The sequence below is a fragment of the Mycetocola sp. Y444 genome, from assembly GCF_059445295.1.
Genome location: NZ_JCAIUB010000002.1, coordinates 639,189 through 656,769, shown reverse-complemented (window position 1 = coordinate 656,769; position 17,581 = coordinate 639,189). Strand labels below are relative to the sequence as shown.

Sequence of the window (17,581 nt, the reverse complement as noted above, 5' to 3'; positions counted from 1 at the left end):
GCCGCATCGGTGGCCACCCAGACGGGCGCGCTACTATGGATCCGATGCCCGATCAGAACCCCGTACACGTGCCCCCCAGAATCGGCGTCGTTACCGTCACCTACGCATCAGCGTCAGTTTTGTCCACGCTGATCGACAGCCTCACCGCTGCCACGTCATCGAACGTAGAACTGGTCGTCGTCGACAATAAGCCCGGCGTCGATGACGCAGAGGCGATCGCGAGCCGTGCCGGTGCAACCTACCTCCCGTGCCCGGACAATCCCGGCTACGGCGGAGGGATGAACAGGGGCATCCAGGCCCTCGATCCGGGAATCGATTGGATCCTCGTCGTCAATCCCGACGTGGTCCTTGACCCTGGCGCGATCGACAACCTGCTCGCTCGCGCTCTGGATGACCCACGCATTGGTGCCGTTGGGCCACGAATTGTCACCGACGGCGCGACCTATCCGTCGGGAAGGCGCATTCCATCGCTCCGCACGGGAATCGGTCATGCTCTCTTCGCGAACGTGTGGAAAAGCAATCCGTGGAGCGCGGCCTACCACTCCGACGAGGCAGATCCTCCGCGTGTCCGAGACGTTGGATGGCTCTCCGGAGCCTGCGTGCTGCTCCGACGGAGCGCATACGACGAAGTCGGCGGATTTGACGAGTCGTACTTCATGTACTTCGAGGATGTCGACCTTTGCTACCGCATGGGACTGCGCGGATATCGCAATGTGTACGAGCCGGCCGCCAGCATCGAGCATCACGGTGGGCACTCTACCCAGGGCGCCTCGGTTGCGATGATCGCTGCCCACCACAGAAGCGCCAGACAGTTCCTGGATCGCAAATATCCGGGCCCCGTTCTCCTGCCCCTGCGACTCGCGCTCCACGCCGGCCTTCGGGTTCGATCGTGGCACGAACAACGGCGCGCCGTGGCGCAAAGCAACCGCCCATCGGCAGTTTCCCCCGAAAGCGCCCCTCCGCGCGCGCTCTAGGATTTACCCCCGGGGACAGATACTGTTTCCAGTTCCAAGCAAGAAGGGCCAGAAATGGCGACCACCCTTAAGACCGCGATCGATTACGTCTGGAACGGCATCGCGCGGTACGCGCTCAAGTTCGGCGTTGTCGGCGGTATCGGCTTCATCATCGACGTTGGCATCTTCAACCTGCTGCGGCTTGGTGTCCTCGGCGACGACACCTGGTGGCAAAGCCCGCTCGGGGCCAAGACCGTCAGCGTCACCGTCGCGATCATCTTCAACTGGATCGGCAACCGCTACTGGACGTTCCGGGAGCACAGGCGCAAGAACTTCATGCTTGAACTGTTCGAGTACGCGGCGGTGTCTGTCGCCGGGATGCTCATCCAGCTGGCGTGTCTCTACGTCAGCCACTACATCCTCGGGTACCAGTCCCTTCTCGCCGACAACATCTCGAGCAACATCGTCGGGATGGCCATCGGCACCGTCTTCCGGTTCGTCCTCTACAGGTACTGGGTATACGGTCACCACCGTGCGGACGGCATCAACGCCGGTTCGAAGCTGGAGGAGGCAGAACTCGCCCTCTTCGAGGAGCCCCCTGCAAGTACCGCGAGCACTCCCCTGCCTGACAAACGCTGACTCTGCGTTCGTCAGTCTGCCTGATCACTCAAGCAGCTTCGCGAGGTACTTCCCGTAGCCTCCCTTGAGCAGCGGCGCTGCGAGCTTCTCAAGCTGCGCATCATCGATCCAGCCGGATCGCCAGGCCACTTCCTCAATGCAGCCGATCTTGTGGCCCTGCCGATCCTCGATGACCCGAACATACTCTGAGGCCTGCATCATGGACTCAAACGTCCCCGTGTCAAGCCACGCGGTTCCGCGATCCAGCACCTGAACCTGCAGCTTCCCCGCGTCGAGGTACCGCTCATTGATCGTGGAGATCTCCAGTTCACCACGCGCGCTCGGCTCGATGGTCTTTGCGATCTCCACAACCGAGTTGTCGTAGAAGTACAGACCAGGCACCGCATAATTGCTCTTCGGACGTGCCGGCTTTTCTTCGATGGACACCGCGGCGAAGTTGTCGTCGAACTCGACGACACCGTAGGACGTCGGATCCGCCACGTGATACGCGAAGATCAGCGCCCCATCCACGTCGCCGTGGTTCCTCAGCGCGGTGCCAAGGCCGGTTCCGTGGAAGATGTTGTCACCGAGGACGAGGGCGACGCTCTCGTCACCGATGAACTCTTCGCCGATCAGGAAGGCCTGGGCGAGGCCGTCGGGCGATTCCTGGACCGCGTACTCCAGTGTGATCCCGATGTCGGACCCATCGCCGAGCAAAGCCCTGAACTGGCCGTTGTATTCGGGCGTCGTGATGATGAGGATCTCGGTGATTCCCGCCATCATGAGCGTCGACAGCGGATAGTAAATCATCGGCTTGTCGTAGATAGGCATCAGTTGCTTCGAAATGCCCTTGGTAATGGGCCAGAGCCGCGTGCCGGATCCCCCGGCAAGAATGATTCCTCGCAACGGTCAGTTCCCTTTCCGCAGGTTTTCGTAATACGCCCGCGTTTCGTCCCAGCTCGGCAGCAGCCCGCGGGCGGCGGCTTCGGTCAGACCCGGGGCGTCAGTGTCCTTGGGCGAGAGCAGCGGGACACCGGCTTCATCCGGGAAGACCAGGCCGATCTCACTGTCGAGCGGGTTGATTCCGTGCTCGCGGTCTGGTCGGTAAATGTCCGTCACCAGGTAGCTGACCGTCGCACCCTCGGTCAGGGCAACGAAGCAATGGCCGAGCCCCTCCGAAAGGAAGACAGCCTTTCGCTCCCGATCGTCGAGGAGCACCGAATCCCATTCGCCGAAGGTCGGGGAGCCGACGCGAATGTCGATGACGTAATCGAGTACGGCCCCGTGGGTTGTGGTGACGTACTTCGCCTGGCTCGGAGGAAGCTGCGCAAAATGGATGCCGCGGACCGAGCCTCGCCTGGACACCGAAGTATTGGATTGTGCCAGGTCCACGGAACGCCCGGTTGCCTCGGCAAGCGTGTCGTGGCGATACCACTCAAGGAAAGTCCCGCGGTCGTCATCGAACTGGCGCGGGGTGATTTCGTAGCTGTCGGGTATTTTCAGTTCACGGATCTGCACGCGGGCAGTCTACCAACGGGCCGATGGCTCACCGGAACAGCCAGCCAGAGCAAATAGACTCGATCCGAACCTGACAAAGGACGTACTGTGCGCTATCTCATCGCCGGAGCAAACGGCATGCTCGGAACCGACCTCCGAAAGGCTCTCGCGGGGCGCGACGTGGCCGCGCTCGGTCGCGCCGACCTTGATGTGGCCAACCTCGGCGCTGTCCGGGATGCCGTACGGGGCAACGACGTCGTCATCAATGCCGCCGCGTACACCCGGGTCGACGACGCCGAGACCGAGGAAGATGCTGCCTGGGCTGTGAACGCGCGTGGCGCCGAGAACCTGGCGATTGCTGCCGCCGAGTCGGGCGCGCGGCTGGTCCAGATATCGACGGACTACGTCTTCAGGGGAGACGCGAACTCCCCGTACCGTGAGGACAGTCCGCGGGAACCGCTGTCAGCGTACGGGCGAACCAAGGCCGCCGGGGAGGAACTGGCACTCGCCGCGTATCCGGACGGCACCTCTATTGTCCGCACGGCGTGGCTCTATGGGGAGCACGGACCGAACTTCGCTGCCACGATGGTCCGGCTCGCCGGCTCCAACCCGACCGTGACGGTGGTAACCGATCAACTCGGCCAGCCGACCTGGACTCGCGACCTGGCGCGGCAGATCGTCGCTCTCTGCGACTCGGATGCCCCGGCCGGAATTTATCACGGCACGAATTCCGGCGAAGCTTCATGGTTCGACTTCGCCCGGGCGGTGTTCGAAGAGGTTGGGCTCGACCCGGACCGTGTGCGTCCGACCGATTCGTCAGCGTTCGTGCGTCCGGCGCCCCGCCCGGCATACTCGGTGCTCGGCCATGACGCGTGGACTGCAGCAGGCCTTGAACCCATGCGGCAGTGGCGGGATGCCCTCGCCGAAGCGGTCGCCACCGGCGCCGTTCCGCGTCCGTCAGTGATGAACCAGGAGACCTCATGACAACAACGCTTCGCGTCATCGTCGACCAAATGGTCACGCCACTTCCCAACGGCATCTCCCGTTACACCGAAGAACTCACTCGGGCCCTCATCCAGACCGCCCCACAGGGCTGCGCGGTCGAGGGCATCGTCTCGGCGCTGCCACCCGAGAAAATCACCGCCGTTGAGGATGCCCTGCCCGGGCTGGCCGCGCTTCACCGCACGACGCTGCCCCGCAGGGAGCTCGCGACAGCGTGGCAGCTTGGCATCGTTCCGTCGTTCGGCACCGGCATGATCCACTCTCCGAGTCTTCTCGCGCCGCTTCATCGCCACGACCGCGATTTCGACGCAACGCAGATGGTCGTCACGATTCATGACACCCTCCCGTGGACGCACCCCAAGTCCCTCACTCCGACGAGCGTCGCGTGGCACAAGGCCATGCTCAAACGGGCACGGAAACACGCCGATGCGGTGGTGGTGCCCACGCACGCCGTCGCGGAGCAGTTGGCCGAGATCGTCGATCTCGGCGCTCGGGTGCGTGTGATCTCCGGAGCCGTCGCATCCGAGCTGCGGCTGCCCGCCGACGCGGAGTGGCGCGCCAGCAAGCTCGAGCTCCCCGCCGAATACATCCTCACCGTTGGATCGCTTGACCCCCGTCGCGGTATCACGTCGCTGATCAATGGACTTGGCGCCGCCGGCGCCCCCGATCTTCCGCTCCTCGTCCTCGGCCCGGACACGTGGGGTGAGTTGTCCCTCGCGGTGGTCGCGGATGAAGCCGGGCTGCCCGAAGGACGCGTACGGGCGCTCGGTTACCTCGGCGATGAGGATCTGGCCGTGGTCCTCGACCGAGCGAGCGTGTTCGTATACCCCAGCCTTCAGGAAGGGTTCGGCCTGCCCCTCATCGAGGCGTTCTCCTTCGGCACACCCGTCGTGCACTCCGATGACCCCGCCCTCATGGAAGTCGCCGGAGGAGCCGGCGTTGCGGTGGAGCGCGGCAAGAAGGGCTACGGCGAGCGGCTCGCGGACGCCATTGCATCCGTCCTCACGGACTCTGAGCGGGCGGCCCGGATGCGAATCGTGGGTCAGGACCGGGCGCGAGCGTTCAGCTGGCGTGATTCGGCCGAGCGGGTGTGGGCGTTACACGCGGATCTGTAGAAAGTACCGATCGCTCGACTGCCAGCTTGCCGGGAATGACGGTGCGCCCAACGCCCAGAGCGAATCGCAAACCCCTCGGCCAACCGTCACCCGGACCCCGTCTTCGAGTCCGGTTCCGAGCAGCAGCGAACCGATACCTTCCCCACCCGACGACTCCCCCCGTCCCCTGCCCACCGACTGCAGGGCGATTTACACGCAGACATTCCTTGACACTTACGCTGAGGTCGACCTGAATATGCCCGAAGTAATGGGTGCGGGTCCGTCCAGGTTCCCCGAAATCGAGGCCATCCGACAGGACTACAGCGAGGTTCTGGAACCGGACGCCGACAATCCAGACCGATGGATTAACGCTGAACAGTATTACTTCCGCAACGGCTGATGGGTAACGGCCTGGCAAGCGAGCGTCGGCCGGTCGATCGACGAAGACACGATGCCCCTCTACGAAACGCTCTGGCCCTAAGGGACCCCACGCGTCTAGCCCGCCGGCGTCTCCGTCGGCTCAGGCGGATACAGGTCCGCGCGGATGAGAGTGCGAATCGCATCGAAATCCGGATCGTCCTGATCGATACCGTTCGCCGGCGTCAGCTCGACCGACGTGATCGGCTGCTCCTTCGACTTCATGGCCAGGTTCGTGAAATAGCCGAGCATGTCCTGCGGAACGTCGGTCTTGACCACCTGGGATCCGGCCTGCGCAATAGCCTGGAACTTGGTCAGCACGTTCGCCGGGGTGAACTGCTGGAGGATCGCGGCCTGCAGCTCGCGCTGCCGCTCCATCCGGTCGAAGTCACTGGTGTTGTGCCGGGACCGTGCGTACCACTGCGCGTGGTAGCCATCGAGCGTCTGCGTGCCCGGTTCGATCCACTCGGTGACTCCCTTGAGATTCTCGTCACCCTCGATGGGCAGTCGCTTCTTCACGGTGACCTCGACGCCGCCGAGCGCATCGATGAGGTCGGCGAAACCCTGCATGTCAATGAGCGCGTAATACTGAATCGTGAGGCCGGTGATGCCCTCTGCCGCTTCCTTCGTCGCTTCGATCCCCGGAGTCGACCCGGTCAACGTGGCATCCGGGTACAGCTCGCTGTGCCGCAGTTCGGCCTCGGTGTACACCGAGTTCAGCTTGCACACGCTCACGTCGCAGTTGCGGTATCCGTTGGGGTACAGCTCAGCCATCGGCGACTCGTCCGAGAACGGCACCCTGCGCATATCGCGCGGAAGCCCGATCATCGTCACCCGGCCGGTGTCGGCGTCGACGGACACCACGGAGAGGCTGTCGGGTCTGAGCCCGTCACGGTCAGGGCCAGCATCTCCACCGAGCAGGAGGATGTTGTAGCGGCCGTCGACCGGCGGAACCGATGCGGCGCCCGCTCCGAAGATCGAACTGAGCGTCCCGCGCGCCACGCCGGCGTAGTACGCCCCAGCGCTTGCTGTTCCGACGGATGCCACCAGCAGGATCACCGTGAACGCTGCAATCCAGAAGCGTGAATTCGGCCGAGCTCGCACGAGTCGTACCAGCCTGAGGGTGTCGATGGTGAGCACGAACCACAGCGCGGCATACCCGACAAGCAGCGCCTGCGCACCGGTCAGGGCGAACGAGTTGGTCACGATGGACAGCGTCGCCGTGCGCCAGAGGGAGTAAGCGACGATGGCCACCGCCACGATCAGCCAGAGGACGAGCGTCGCCGCGAGGCCGATTCTGCCGAGCTTGCGGTTGCCGGCGAGTACCTGCGGTGAGCCGGGGATGAGAAAGTTGAGTACGACGAGCCACCAGGCGCGCCGGGTCATCAGTGCTGGGGCGCCAAGATCGGGATAGCGGATCGGGCTCGCGGTGTAAACGCTCATAGTTTCTGTTGAAGAGCCTGATTCTTTGCTTCGACCTGGACGGCCAGGTCCGCCTGGTACTCCGTCATCCGGTCGAGGAGCGCACCGTCAGACGTTCCGAGGATCCGAACGGCGAGGAGCGCGGCGTTCTTCGCTCCCCCGATCGACACCGTCGCGACCGGCACGCCGGCGGGCATCTGCACGATCGACAGCAATGAGTCCATACCGTCGAGCCGCGCGAGCGGCACAGGGACACCGATGACGGGGAGCGGCGTAACTGAAGCGAGCATGCCGGGCAGGTGTGCCGCGCCACCCGCTCCGGCGATGATCACCTCAAGGCCGCGAGCGCGGGCATCCCGCCCGTAGGCGATCATCTTTTCGGGGGTGCGGTGTGCACTCACCACCTCGACCTCGTGATCGATACCGAAGAGGCTGAGCACCGCGGACGCATCGGCCATGACAGACCAATCCGAATCGCTGCCCATGACCAGTCCGACACGGGGGCGCTCTGAAGCGGAGAGTGACATGGGTTCCATGCTATTTGTCAGTCCTGAAAAAACGCCGCTGCGGCACGCGCCTGGTAGACAACGTCATCAAGGTCGTCGCCTCCCGCGTTGACGTGCCCGACTTTGCGGCCGGGCCTCGGCTCCTTGCCGTAGTTGTGGAATTTCACCGTTGGGTGGATCTCCATGGCATCCGCATAACGATCGGCCAGTGTCCCCACACTCGGGCCGCCGAGAATATTGACCATCACGGTGTGCGGGTCGCGACAGCCCGTGGCCCCGAGCGGCAGATCGAGCACAGCGCGGAGGTGCTGCTCGAACTGGCTCGTCGTCGAGCCGTCCTGGGTCCAGTGCCCCGAGTTGTGCGGGCGCATCGCGAGTTCGTTGACCAGCAGCCTGTCATCCGTCGTCTCGAACAGTTCGACGGCGAAGACCCCGGTGACCCCGAGACCGGATGCCACGTCGCCCGCGATCTGCGCGGCAACGTCAGCGACGCGGCCGGCCGACGCGGGGGCCGGGGCGATCACTTCGGCGCAGACACCGTCGCGCTGCACCGATTCGACGACGGGCCAGAAGACGATGTCACCGGACGGCCTGCGGGCAGCAAGCTGCGCGAGTTCGCGTCGGAATTCGACGAGCTCTTCGACGAGCAAGCCGTCATCCGATCCGCTTTCCGCGACGGCAGCGAACCAGTCGGTCGCCTCGTGAGCGGCGGACACGACACGGACACCCTTGCCGTCATAGCCGCCGCGCGGCGTCTTGAGCACCGCCCGCCCGCCGTTCTCGTCGAGGAAGCGTTGAAGCTCGTCCTCCGTCGTCACCCGCGCCCAGATCGGCACCGGGAGCCCAAGCTCGGTGAGCTTCTCACGCATCAGCAGCTTGTCCTGGGCGTAGAGCAATGCGTCGGGCCCCGGATGCACCGAGACCCCTCGGTCGATGAGCTGCCTCAGAATCTTCTGCGGGACGTGTTCGTGGTCGAAAGTAACGACATCGACATCCTCGGCAAACCGCAGAACAGTCTCAGCGTCACGGTAGTCGCCGATTTGCGTCGCCGCAATGTGGGCTGCCATACCCTCGGTTTCGGCAAGCACCCGGATGTCGATACCGAGGTTCACCGCGGGCGGGACCATCATGCGGGCGAGCTGCCCGCCACCAATTACGCCAACACGGACCACGGGTCATCTCCAACGAACGGAACAGGATCGGACGAGAGCGAGCGGGAACGCCCGGCGGTTCCTAGTCACCGGTCGCATTAACTGCCCGCGCGAGTCCATCTTCGCGCATCGGTGAGCCAGCGCCCAACCCGTGGGTTCGATGGCACCAGCGCCACCGTCGGTCAAAACGCCGTTGTGACGGTTCCCGCTGCGCCGGCGTGAGGCGAGAGCACAACCTGGTTCTTTTCGACCAGGTCCTGCAGCGCCTCGAGCACGGCGTCTGCCCCGGGGACATCGCGGAGCACTATCGGCTTCTCCACCCCCGAGGTGATGACGATGTCGCCCGAGCGAAACGCGCTCTGCAGCCAGCTGCGCTTGAGCGCGACGTGATAACCACGGCTGTGGAAGATCTCCCTGCGCTCGCGGATGAAAAAGCCCCGGCGCACGATGATGCGGCGCGTCGTGATCGTGCTGCGGCGGTTGAGCCAGAACACGTAAGGGAGCAGGACCACGACAGCGAAGATGAGAATGGCAAGGATGACGATGAGCGTGCGGATCCAGGCTTTGGAATAGGCCGTGAACAGGAAGACCGTCCCGCCGGGAAGGGCGATGAAGACGAGCGCTGACCAGAACAGCGCGCGGGCATTCGACCGCAACCGGGCGACAACGCGCTCGGTGGGAACGCTCGCGCGTCCGGCGTCAGTGCCGGGCAGGGCGCGCGTCTCATCGGTCATGTTCTATTCCTATCATTCCGCGTGAGCGGTGAAAGACAGCACCGCCGCGACCGGAAGCATCACCGTCCCCCGTTCGCGGCACACCGTCAGGCGGGCGCTTGTGTGCGCAGGTGCGTGACGTCTCCCGCTGCGATCGGCGTGACGTCTGGTGAGCCGTCCGCCTGCACCACGATGCGCCCCGAACTGTCGATGCCTCGCGCTATGCCGGTAAGGACGTTTCCACCGGGCAGTTCCACCCGCACACGCTCACCGAGAGTTGAGCAGGATTCCGTCACCGCTTTCTGCAGGCCGCTCGCCGCGGCATCCCCCCGGGAATCCAGGAAATTCTCAACGAGCGAGCGGAGCTCGGTGAGGTAGTCGGCCAGGATCCGGTCGGGGTCGGGGTCAGGCACTCCCTCGACGGCAAGCGATGTCGCTGTTGGAACCGGCAGGTCCTCATCGGAGATCGTCAGGTTGACCCCTGCACCGATCACGACAGCCCCGGTCTCGGCATCGACGAGCTCGGAGAGCACGCCCGAAATCTTGCTCGAATCGACGAGAATGTCATTCGGCCACTTGATCGTTGCCGTCCCCAGCGATCCGAGAGCGTTATTCACGGCGCGGGCCATCGCGAGTCCGGCGGCGAGCGGCAGCCAGCCGAGCGAGTCAAGCGGGAACGTCGGGCCGGGCCGAACGAGCACGGAGATGGCGAGCGATGCCCCGGCGGGCGCCGTCCACTGACGCCCGAGGCGCCCGCGGCCCGCTGTCTGGTTGTCCGTCACGACGACAGAGAAGCTCGGCCAGACAGCGGCGCCCTCTCGTGCTCTCGCGACGAGTTCGTCGTTCGTCGATGTACTTGTTTCGAGTACGTCGAGTCGTGAAGCGACGGCAGATGCGAGCGGAAACCGGGCCGGAGTGTTCGTCATGCGTTTCAGGGTACGCGGCGTCCGCGAACAAGACGACAGCGGCGGCTCTGTAGACAATCACCAACGGTATGGCGCTATCCCTGCACACTAGAGTGAAAGAGTGACCGAAGACGCAGCAAAGTTCGACGATTCCGACGCCCCAGACATGTACACAACGGCCGGCAAGCTGGCCGACCTCAAGCGCCGCTACCACGAAGCAGTGACGGCATCCGGTGAGGCCGCGATCGCCAAGCAACACGCCAAGGGCAAGATGACCGCCAGGGAGCGGATCACTGAGCTGCTCGACCAGGGCAGCTTCGTCGAACTCGACGAGTTCGTCCGCCACCGCACCCACGCCTTCGGGATGGAGAAGTCCCGGCCGTACGGTGACGCCGTCGTCACGGGGACAGGCACCATCCACGGGCGCCAGGTGGCCGTCTACTCGCAGGACTTCACAATCTTCGGCGGCTCGCTCGGCGAGGTCGCCGGCGAAAAGATCATCAAGATCATGGACCACGCGATCAAGACCGGCGTACCGATCATCGGCATGCTCGACTCCGGCGGAGCTCGGATCCAGGAGGGCGTCGTCGCCCTCGGCAAGTACGGTGAGATCTTCCGGCGCAACACAGCGGCATCCGGTGTCATCCCGCAGATTTCGATCATCATGGGGCCTGCCGCCGGTGGCGCCGTCTACTCCCCCGCGCTCACCGACTTCGTGATCATGGTCGACAAGACGAGCCAGATGTTCGTTACGGGACCCGATGTCATCAAGACGGTTACCGGCGAAGACGTCGGCATGGAAGACCTCGGCGGTGCCCTCACGCACAACACGCGGTCGGGCGTCGCCCACTACCTCGCGAGCGACGAGTCAGATGCCCTCGACTACGCCAGAACCCTCGTCGGCTTCCTGCCGGACAACAACCTCGCGGAACTTCCCGAGTACGAGAGCGAGGTCGAGCTCGAGACTACGGATGCCGACCGCAAGCTGAATACCGTCATCCCCGATTCCCCCAACCAGCCGTATGACGTGAAGACCGTTATCGAGCATGTCGTCGACTCCGGCGATTTCCTCGAGGTCCAGCCGTTGTTCGCACCGAACATCGTGATCGGCTTCGCGAGGGTCGAGGGCCGCACGGTCGGAATCATCGCGAATCAGCCCAACGCGATGGCGGGCACCCTCAACATCGAGGCCGGCGAGAAGGCGGCACGGTTCGTCCGCTTCTGCGACGCCTTCAGCATCCCGATCCTCACCCTCGTCGACGTTCCTGGCTACCTGCCGGGCACCGACCAGGAGTGGACCGGCGTCATCCGCCGCGGCGCGAAACTGCTCTACGCCTACGCCGAGGCGACGGTTCCGCTCGTCACCGTGATCCTGCGCAAGGCGTACGGCGGCGCGTACATCGTCATGGGCTCGAAGCAGCTCGGTGCCGACATCAACCTCGCCTGGCCGACAGCGGAGATCGCCGTGATGGGCGGCCAGGGTGCCGTCAACATCCTCTACCGCGGTGAGATCAAGCGTGCAGAGGCCGCCGGTGAAGACGTCGCCGCCGTGCGCACCAGGCTCGCGAACGAGTACACCTACAACGTCGCGAGCCCCTTCCTCGCCGCCGAACGCGGCGAACTCGACGGGGTCATCGAGCCGGCGGCAACGCGCGTCGCCGTGATCAAGGCCCTGCGCTCGCTCAAGGGCAAGCGGGCAAGCCTGCCGCCCAAGAAGCACGGGAACATCCCGCTGTGACCGGCGAGAGCACCCGCGCGGGTCGCCGTGATCGGGCAGCACGCGATTCGAGCGCGTTCTCGACGGATGTCGGCACGGAAATCGGACTCAGCGTGCGCGTCGAGCGCGGGTCACCGACGCCGAGCGAGATCGCGGCGGTGACCGCGGTGCTGAGCGCTGCTGTTGTGGAAGAACTCGCGAAGGCACCAGAACAGGCCGCGACGCAGTCTGACTGGCAGCTCTCGCAGCGTTCGATGCAGGACGAGCGCTCGTTCCGTCCGGGCAGGCACGTCAGGTAGCCTGCTGCCCGCCCAGCGTGTCCCCCAAAGAGCCGACTGGTGGAGGCATCCGAAGCATTGCAGAATGAATAACGCAGGTGTCTCTCCATTCTTGAGAGTTACACCACCAGATAGGTCGCCGAACTAGGGTATTGGCGGGTATTTGGGGGCGGGTCAGGTCGCTATTCGGGTTAGCGCCCTGACCCGGGGCTTCAGAAGGGCCGGCTCGGAAGAGCCGGCCCTTCTTCTGTTAACGCTGCGTGTTCTGTTACCGCTGCGCTGCCGGATGCCGTCAGTCTGCGTCGGCGGGCACCGATCGGGGAATCTCGAGGAAGAGCCTGACTGAATCGCCGGGCTCGGCGGGGTCCGTCGACGGCCCGAGCGCGACGAGGGTCACAGCAACGCCGGTGTCAGCGGGAGCCGTGCGGATGATCATCCGTGTCGCGTCGGTCGCGTCGATCGCATCCGCCACTCGGTTGAGGATCGCGTCGAGTTCAGCCTCGGGGAGGTCGTCGATCGTGCCCTCGTCGAGCACAGAGACCGTCATCCCCCGGCGGCGTGCCGCCAGCACACTCTCGCGAACCCGTGAGTTCAACAGCCTGCGGCCGCGGATCTCGTCCCTGAGCCCCGCTTCGAGCACCCGGCTCTCCATCCGCTGTTCCTCGCTCAGCTCACCGCCGGAGAGGATGATCTCGCGCAGCATCGGAAGCGCGCGCACAGCGGTCTGCTCGAGCCGCCGTCGCCGTTCACCCTGGTGTGCATCCTGCGCCGCCTGCCACTTGGCTGACTCGCGCTCTGCAACCGCCAGGTTCTCGGCGTCGCGTGACACCTTCACGAGTGACCTGGTGAGCACGCTCGCGACGATCACCCACATGATGCTCCCGGTGACGCCGATCTCGACGCTCGTACCGATACCGCACCACAGCACGGACTGGACGGTGAGGAAGAGCACGCCGATCCAGCCAATGAGTTCCTGCCGCCGCACAACCGCGATCGTCATGAGCGTTCCGATGGCGGCGACGTGCCAGGTCGCATAGCCGTTGTTGACCTGCGGGTTGAGCTCGCTCGTCACGAGCAGCGGCACGCTCACCGCGGTGGCGAGGTCCAGCGCGGCCAGCCAGCCTGGCATGGCCGTCGGGCTCGTCGGCCACAGGCTCAGGACGGTCGCCACGAGATAGAGGACCATGGCTGCGATGCTCGGCCAGGGTGACTCTGCCTGGCCCAGGGTCATCAGGCCTCGCACGACGTGGTAGAGCGAGAAGGCCGCTGCGAGCGCGAGCATCACCCAGCGGTTCAGACTGATCATGCGCGCACGCCTTCCGCCGCGCGGGCTGCGACCGGCGTCCAGCGGATGCTGATGGTCGTCCCCCTGCCCGGGGTGGAGTCGAGTTCGACAGAGCCACCGACGGCAACCACACGTTCGATGATCGAGACGCGCAGGCCGAGCCGGTTCGGCTCGATGGCGAGCCGGTCAAAGCCAACCCCGTCATCGGAGATATCGATAGCGACACCGTCCGCGTCGCACACTGTGACGAGGATGCGCCTGTGCACCTCAACCTCCGCGTCCGGAACCCCGCCAGCGGCGTGCTGGGCACTGTTGGCCATCGCCTGGGTTGCAGCGAGGTACAGGTTCTGGGCAACGGGATACGGAATGGCGAGGTCAGTGGCCGGGTCGAGAATGACCTCAAAGTTCGTGTCGAGGGCGCCAGCGTATGCCTCGAGGCCACTGACCAGGCTGTGCAGCGAGGCTGTCTCCGCAACGTCTGAGAGTGGGTCGTCGAGGGTCGCGAGCCGCTTGATCGCATCACTGGCCATCGACACAGCGAGGGACGCCTCCTCGGGGCGCCGCGCGCGGTCTGCGGCCTGGAGCGACGCCAGGACCGTATCGTGCACAAGCGCGTCGACCTGGATGCGCTCGAGCTCCGTGGCGTGCTGCCGCACCGCGTCGTCGTAGCGTGCGAATGCTGCGGCGCGTGCCTCGTCGACGCGCCGCGCTGCATGGCGGAAGGTCATGATGAGGGCGAAGATGACGAGTCCGATCATCGAACCGTACAGGGCGTTCTGCAGCGCGATCTCGCCGCGGATCATCTGACCCGAGCTGTCGATCACACCGGTGATGCCGTACACCGCTGGAGTCACCACGATGTACGCAACCGCGAGAACCGGCCGAAAGGCCTGGGCGGCCGCACCGCACGCGATGGCGCAGAGGTACCACGTCCATGGCTCAGCGGGGCTCGACGCGCTGGCCCCGTCGGTGGCCACGGGCCAGTACGCCAGCGCGGCCAGGTAGAGCAGGGCGAACGCCGTGTTGGCGACGCGCTGGAGCCTCGGGCTGAACCACAGCAGAATGACGATGCCGAGTGTGCCGAAAAGCACACCGATGTACACGCCGCCGAGGATACCGGGCACCACCACGCCGGCGCCGAGCGCGATGCTCAGCGTCTGCGCGCCAAAGACCAGCCCGATGACGCTGATCGACGTTGCAATGAGCTTTTCAATCCGGACGAGGCTGAACCGCGAATCGGTGATCGTCCGGTTGAGCGTGCTGCGGTCGAGGCCGTCGAGCACGGCACCGCGCGGGACCGGCGAGAAGAGCGGTCCAGGCCTGCTCGCTGGCTCAGTTGTCATCGCCGGTGTTGAGTTCGGGCAGGATCCCGTCTTCGACGGCCCTGCGCAGGAGGTCGACCTTCGTCGGTGCCGGTCGACCGACCTCCACGTACTTGCCGCGGATCCGGTCGAGGTATTCCTTCACCGTGGACTGCGCGATCCCGAGCTGAACCGCGACGTCCTTCATGGGCAAACCGGACGCGTACAGGTGCAGCACGTCCCGTTCGCGACGACCGAGCTGCGCCCGCGAGAAGTCACCGTCGGCGTCAATGGCGCTGGCCCACTCCAGGTTGTTGAGTGCCTCACCGCTCGCGACGGTTTCGATAGCCGCGACAACGGCATCCGTCGGCGCGGATTTCGGGATGACGCCTGCCGCCCCAGCGGCGAGCGCCTCACGAACCGATGCGACACGGTCCGCGATCGAGTGGATGAGCACCGCGGATCCGGAGCCGTGCACCGCGCGAACGTTGTCGGTGATGTTGCTGCCGTCGCCGAGGTTCAGGTCGAGCACGACGACGTCGCACGGGACGCCGTTGGACTGCTCGAGGAACTCCCCGACGCTCGAGGCGCTGTGCACGACAGTATGACCGGCCGACTCGCACACGGCGCGAAGGCCCATCCGGACCGACTCATGATCGTCAATAACGGCTATGCGCAACGGAGGTGCCAATCCTAGGAGGTAACGGAAAACCAGTGGGTCGAGCTTAGTCCCGCGTGAGCAGCGCGACCGACTCGATGTGGTGAGTGTGCGGGAAGAGGTCGAACGCCCGGAGCGAGGCGAGCGAGTACCCCTCGGCGGCAAGCAATCCGATATCGCGTGCGAGGGCGACCGGGTCGCACGCAACGTACACCAGCTGTGCAGGACGGAGCTCGGCGAGGCTCGCAACGACCTCCTTACCCGCACCGGAGCGCGGCGGGTCGAGTACGACGGTTGCGGCTTCGAGCCGTGAGCGGTCAGCGGCGCTGGAGTTGGCGACGAGACCACGCAGGTACGCATCGACGCGCGCCGTGATGCTCTGGGCCCCGATCCAGTCCGAGAGGTTCTCCGACGCGTGATCGGTTGCCCGTGCAGACGACTCCACACTGGTGATCCTCGTGGTGCTGCCGAATTTGTCACCGATCGCCGCTGCGAGCAGGCCGACACCACCGTAGAGGTCGAGGTTGGCGGCACGCGGGTCGAAGAGCGCCTCGTCCACCGTCGACTGCACGACGTCGGTGAGCAGCTGGGCCGCCGACCGGTGCACCTGCCAGAATCCGCCCTCGTCGAGGACGAATTCACGGTCGCCGACGCGCTCGACGATGGTCTGCTCACGCCGGTTTGCGGGGCTCACGCCCTTCTTCGCTGGCTCGCGGACCACGACCCGCGCGGTCCCGGTGCTGCTCGGGGCGATGATGTCGACCGACTCGGCACCTCGGAACTTCTGGTCGAGGGGGGCGGCGGATGCCACGGCGTCGACGGCGAGAGGAAGGTCACCGACGGGAATCACCCGGTGGCTGCGCGCGGCATAAGGGCCGACAGTGCCGTCCGCGTCGACGTGGAGGCTGACCCGGGTGCGCCAGGCAAGACCCTCGCGCTCGTCATCACCGGGAGCCGCTTCGACCTGGACGTCGCTCTCGACGCCGGCAAAGCGCTGGAGCGAGTCAGTCAGCACCTGGCGCTTGAGCTCACGCTGGTGAGAAAGCTCGATGTGGCCGAATTCGGCTCCACCGGCACGGTCGGCGGGGTCGACGTCGATCGACGACGACGCCCAGACGTGCGCCTGCCGGTGCGGCGATGCCTCGAGCACCTCAACGGTTTCCGCGCGCCAGAAGCTTTTCTTCGAACTCTCGGTGATCCGGGCACGCACCCGCTCGCCCGGCAGGGTATCGGCGACAAAGACCACCCGGCCCTCCAGCCGGGCCACGAACACACCGCCGTGGGCTACGTTTGTTATCTCAAGCTCGACATCTGCTGGGTTGTTCGACTGCGCATTCACCTATGAATCGTCCCATGGATGAGCACACCCCGCACACTCGCGCGACAGCCGCCCACCCCGAACCGCAGGAGTCGCCGTGCAGTTATACCTCGCTTCCACCTCTCCGGCCCGGCTGATGCTCCTCAGGCAGAGCGGTATCGAACCGGTGATCGTACCGTCGGACGTCGATGAAGACGCCGCGGTGACCGCCGCGTCGGGACAGGGTGCGCTGTCTCCCCAGGACACGGTGCAACTCCTCGCCAGGGCCAAGGCCGAGGCAGTTGCCGCGCTCAACCCGGAGTTCGACGGCCTCATCCTCGGCGGAGACTCAGTCTTTGTCGTCGACGACGTCATCTACGGCAAACCTCATACCCCCGAGGTTGCACTCGAGCGGTGGCGCAACCAGCGCGGAGCGACAGGGCGGCTGCACTCGGGACACTGGCTGATCGAACAGCGCCCTGGTGCCGAGCCGCGCGGTGTTGGAGCCGTTGCGCACGCGGATGTCACGTTCGCCTCCGACATCACCGACGAGGAGCTCGAGGCGTACATCGCCACCGGAGAACCGCTCTTCGTCGCCGGCGCGTTCACGATCGACAGCCTCGGCGCCGCGTTCATCGCTCACATCTCCGGCGATCCCTCGACGGTCGTCGGCCTCTCACTGCCCACTCTGCGACGTCTGGTGCGTGAACTCGGCCACGACTGGACGTCGCTGTGGAACCGAAGCGGCGCGCTGTAGGCATCCGCCG

The 17,581-nt window shown here is 65.3% G+C and carries 18 protein-coding genes; 7 read left to right on the top strand and 11 right to left on the bottom strand.

All coding sequences use genetic code 11. The features are described from left to right. The first annotated feature begins 44 nt into the window (after window positions 1-44). Both AC1C2M_RS09760 and AC1C2M_RS09755 read left to right on the top strand, forming a co-directional pair. Entirely contained in the window at window positions 45-974 is a 930-nt protein-coding gene (locus AC1C2M_RS09760) for a glycosyltransferase family 2 protein (RefSeq protein ID WP_495436186.1), read from the top strand. A gap of 54 nt (window positions 975-1,028) precedes the next feature. After that, window positions 1,029-1,592, top strand: a complete 564-nt coding sequence (locus AC1C2M_RS09755) for a GtrA family protein (protein WP_495436184.1) — start codon at window positions 1,029-1,031, stop codon at window positions 1,590-1,592. Between the two features lie 24 nt (window positions 1,593-1,616). Here AC1C2M_RS09755 and rfbA read toward each other — a convergent pair whose 3' ends face one another. Continuing rightward, the gene (gene rfbA, locus AC1C2M_RS09750) at window positions 1,617-2,477 is read right to left on the bottom strand and encodes a glucose-1-phosphate thymidylyltransferase RfbA (protein WP_495436182.1); all 861 of its coding nucleotides are present in this window, start codon (window positions 2,475-2,477) and stop codon (window positions 1,617-1,619) included. A 3-nt stretch (window positions 2,478-2,480) separates the two neighbouring features. Then, window positions 2,481-3,089 carry a dTDP-4-dehydrorhamnose 3,5-epimerase family protein gene (locus AC1C2M_RS09745; protein WP_495436180.1) on the bottom strand — a complete coding sequence of 203 codons (609 nt, stop codon included), beginning with the start codon at window positions 3,087-3,089 and terminating at the stop codon, window positions 2,481-2,483. 87 nt (window positions 3,090-3,176) lie between these two features. Here AC1C2M_RS09745 and rfbD point away from each other — a divergent pair, with 87 nt between their 5' ends. After that, a complete protein-coding gene (gene rfbD / locus AC1C2M_RS09740; RefSeq protein WP_495436178.1) occupies window positions 3,177-4,052 on the top strand; it encodes a dTDP-4-dehydrorhamnose reductase in 876 nt (291 codons plus the stop codon). Then, a complete protein-coding gene (locus AC1C2M_RS09735; protein WP_495436176.1) occupies window positions 4,049-5,185 on the top strand; it encodes a glycosyltransferase family 4 protein in 1,137 nt (378 codons plus the stop codon). Before rfbD ends, AC1C2M_RS09735 begins: the two co-directional genes overlap by 4 nt. Before the next feature lie 474 nt (window positions 5,186-5,659). On the opposite strand, the gene AC1C2M_RS09730 is transcribed toward AC1C2M_RS09735, so the two are convergent. From AC1C2M_RS09730 to AC1C2M_RS09710, 5 genes are all read right to left on the bottom strand, one after another. Next, window positions 5,660-7,024 (bottom strand): LCP family protein, encoded by a 1,365-nt coding sequence (locus AC1C2M_RS09730; protein ID WP_495436174.1) that lies wholly within the window; start codon window positions 7,022-7,024, stop codon window positions 5,660-5,662. Then, entirely contained in the window at window positions 7,021-7,530 is a 510-nt protein-coding gene (purE, locus tag AC1C2M_RS09725; RefSeq protein ID WP_495436172.1) for a 5-(carboxyamino)imidazole ribonucleotide mutase, read from the bottom strand. The genes AC1C2M_RS09730 and purE overlap by 4 nt, the downstream gene beginning before the upstream one ends. A gap of 17 nt (window positions 7,531-7,547) precedes the next feature. After that, a complete protein-coding gene (locus AC1C2M_RS09720) occupies window positions 7,548-8,681 on the bottom strand; it encodes a 5-(carboxyamino)imidazole ribonucleotide synthase (protein ID WP_495436171.1) in 1,134 nt (377 codons plus the stop codon). 161 nt (window positions 8,682-8,842) lie between these two features. Then, window positions 8,843-9,394 carry a PH domain-containing protein gene (locus AC1C2M_RS09715; protein ID WP_495436169.1) on the bottom strand — a complete coding sequence of 184 codons (552 nt, stop codon included), beginning with the start codon at window positions 9,392-9,394 and terminating at the stop codon, window positions 8,843-8,845. An 86-nt stretch (window positions 9,395-9,480) separates the two neighbouring features. After that, complete coding sequence (locus AC1C2M_RS09710; protein WP_495436167.1) at window positions 9,481-10,299, bottom strand: biotin--[acetyl-CoA-carboxylase] ligase; 819 nt, start codon at window positions 10,297-10,299, stop codon at window positions 9,481-9,483. A 145-nt stretch (window positions 10,300-10,444) separates the two neighbouring features. On the opposite strand from AC1C2M_RS09710, the gene AC1C2M_RS09705 reads away from it, so the two are divergent. Both AC1C2M_RS09705 and AC1C2M_RS09700 read left to right on the top strand, forming a co-directional pair. Next, window positions 10,445-12,016 carry an acyl-CoA carboxylase subunit beta gene (locus tag AC1C2M_RS09705; RefSeq protein WP_483405894.1) on the top strand — a complete coding sequence of 524 codons (1,572 nt, stop codon included), beginning with the start codon at window positions 10,445-10,447 and terminating at the stop codon, window positions 12,014-12,016. Further along, window positions 12,013-12,294, top strand: coding sequence for an acyl-CoA carboxylase subunit epsilon (locus tag AC1C2M_RS09700; RefSeq protein WP_483405553.1), 282 nt, complete (start codon window positions 12,013-12,015; stop codon window positions 12,292-12,294). The genes AC1C2M_RS09705 and AC1C2M_RS09700 overlap by 4 nt, the downstream gene beginning before the upstream one ends. 271 nt (window positions 12,295-12,565) lie before the next feature. Here the strand turns inward: AC1C2M_RS09700 and AC1C2M_RS09695 are convergent, their stop codons facing one another. From AC1C2M_RS09695 to AC1C2M_RS09680, 4 genes are read right to left on the bottom strand one after another with little or no spacing between them, the layout of a single operon-like run. Next, the gene (locus AC1C2M_RS09695) at window positions 12,566-13,579 is read right to left on the bottom strand and encodes a DUF8320 family protein (RefSeq protein WP_495436165.1); all 1,014 of its coding nucleotides are present in this window, start codon (window positions 13,577-13,579) and stop codon (window positions 12,566-12,568) included. After that, on the bottom strand, window positions 13,576-14,901 hold the full coding sequence (locus AC1C2M_RS09690; protein WP_495436164.1) for a sensor histidine kinase: 1,326 nt from the start codon (window positions 14,899-14,901) through the stop codon (window positions 13,576-13,578). Before AC1C2M_RS09690 ends, AC1C2M_RS09695 begins: the two co-directional genes overlap by 4 nt. Beyond that, window positions 14,891-15,538, bottom strand: coding sequence for a response regulator transcription factor (locus AC1C2M_RS09685; RefSeq protein WP_495436162.1), 648 nt, complete (start codon window positions 15,536-15,538; stop codon window positions 14,891-14,893). Before AC1C2M_RS09685 ends, AC1C2M_RS09690 begins: the two co-directional genes overlap by 11 nt. 46 nt (window positions 15,539-15,584) lie before the next feature. Continuing rightward, entirely contained in the window at window positions 15,585-16,856 is a 1,272-nt protein-coding gene (locus AC1C2M_RS09680) for a class I SAM-dependent RNA methyltransferase (protein ID WP_495436161.1), read from the bottom strand. 76 nt (window positions 16,857-16,932) lie between these two features. On the opposite strand from AC1C2M_RS09680, the gene AC1C2M_RS09675 reads away from it, so the two are divergent. Continuing rightward, window positions 16,933-17,571, top strand: coding sequence for a Maf family protein (locus tag AC1C2M_RS09675; protein WP_495436159.1), 639 nt, complete (start codon window positions 16,933-16,935; stop codon window positions 17,569-17,571). The last annotated feature ends 10 nt before the right edge of the window (window positions 17,572-17,581 follow it).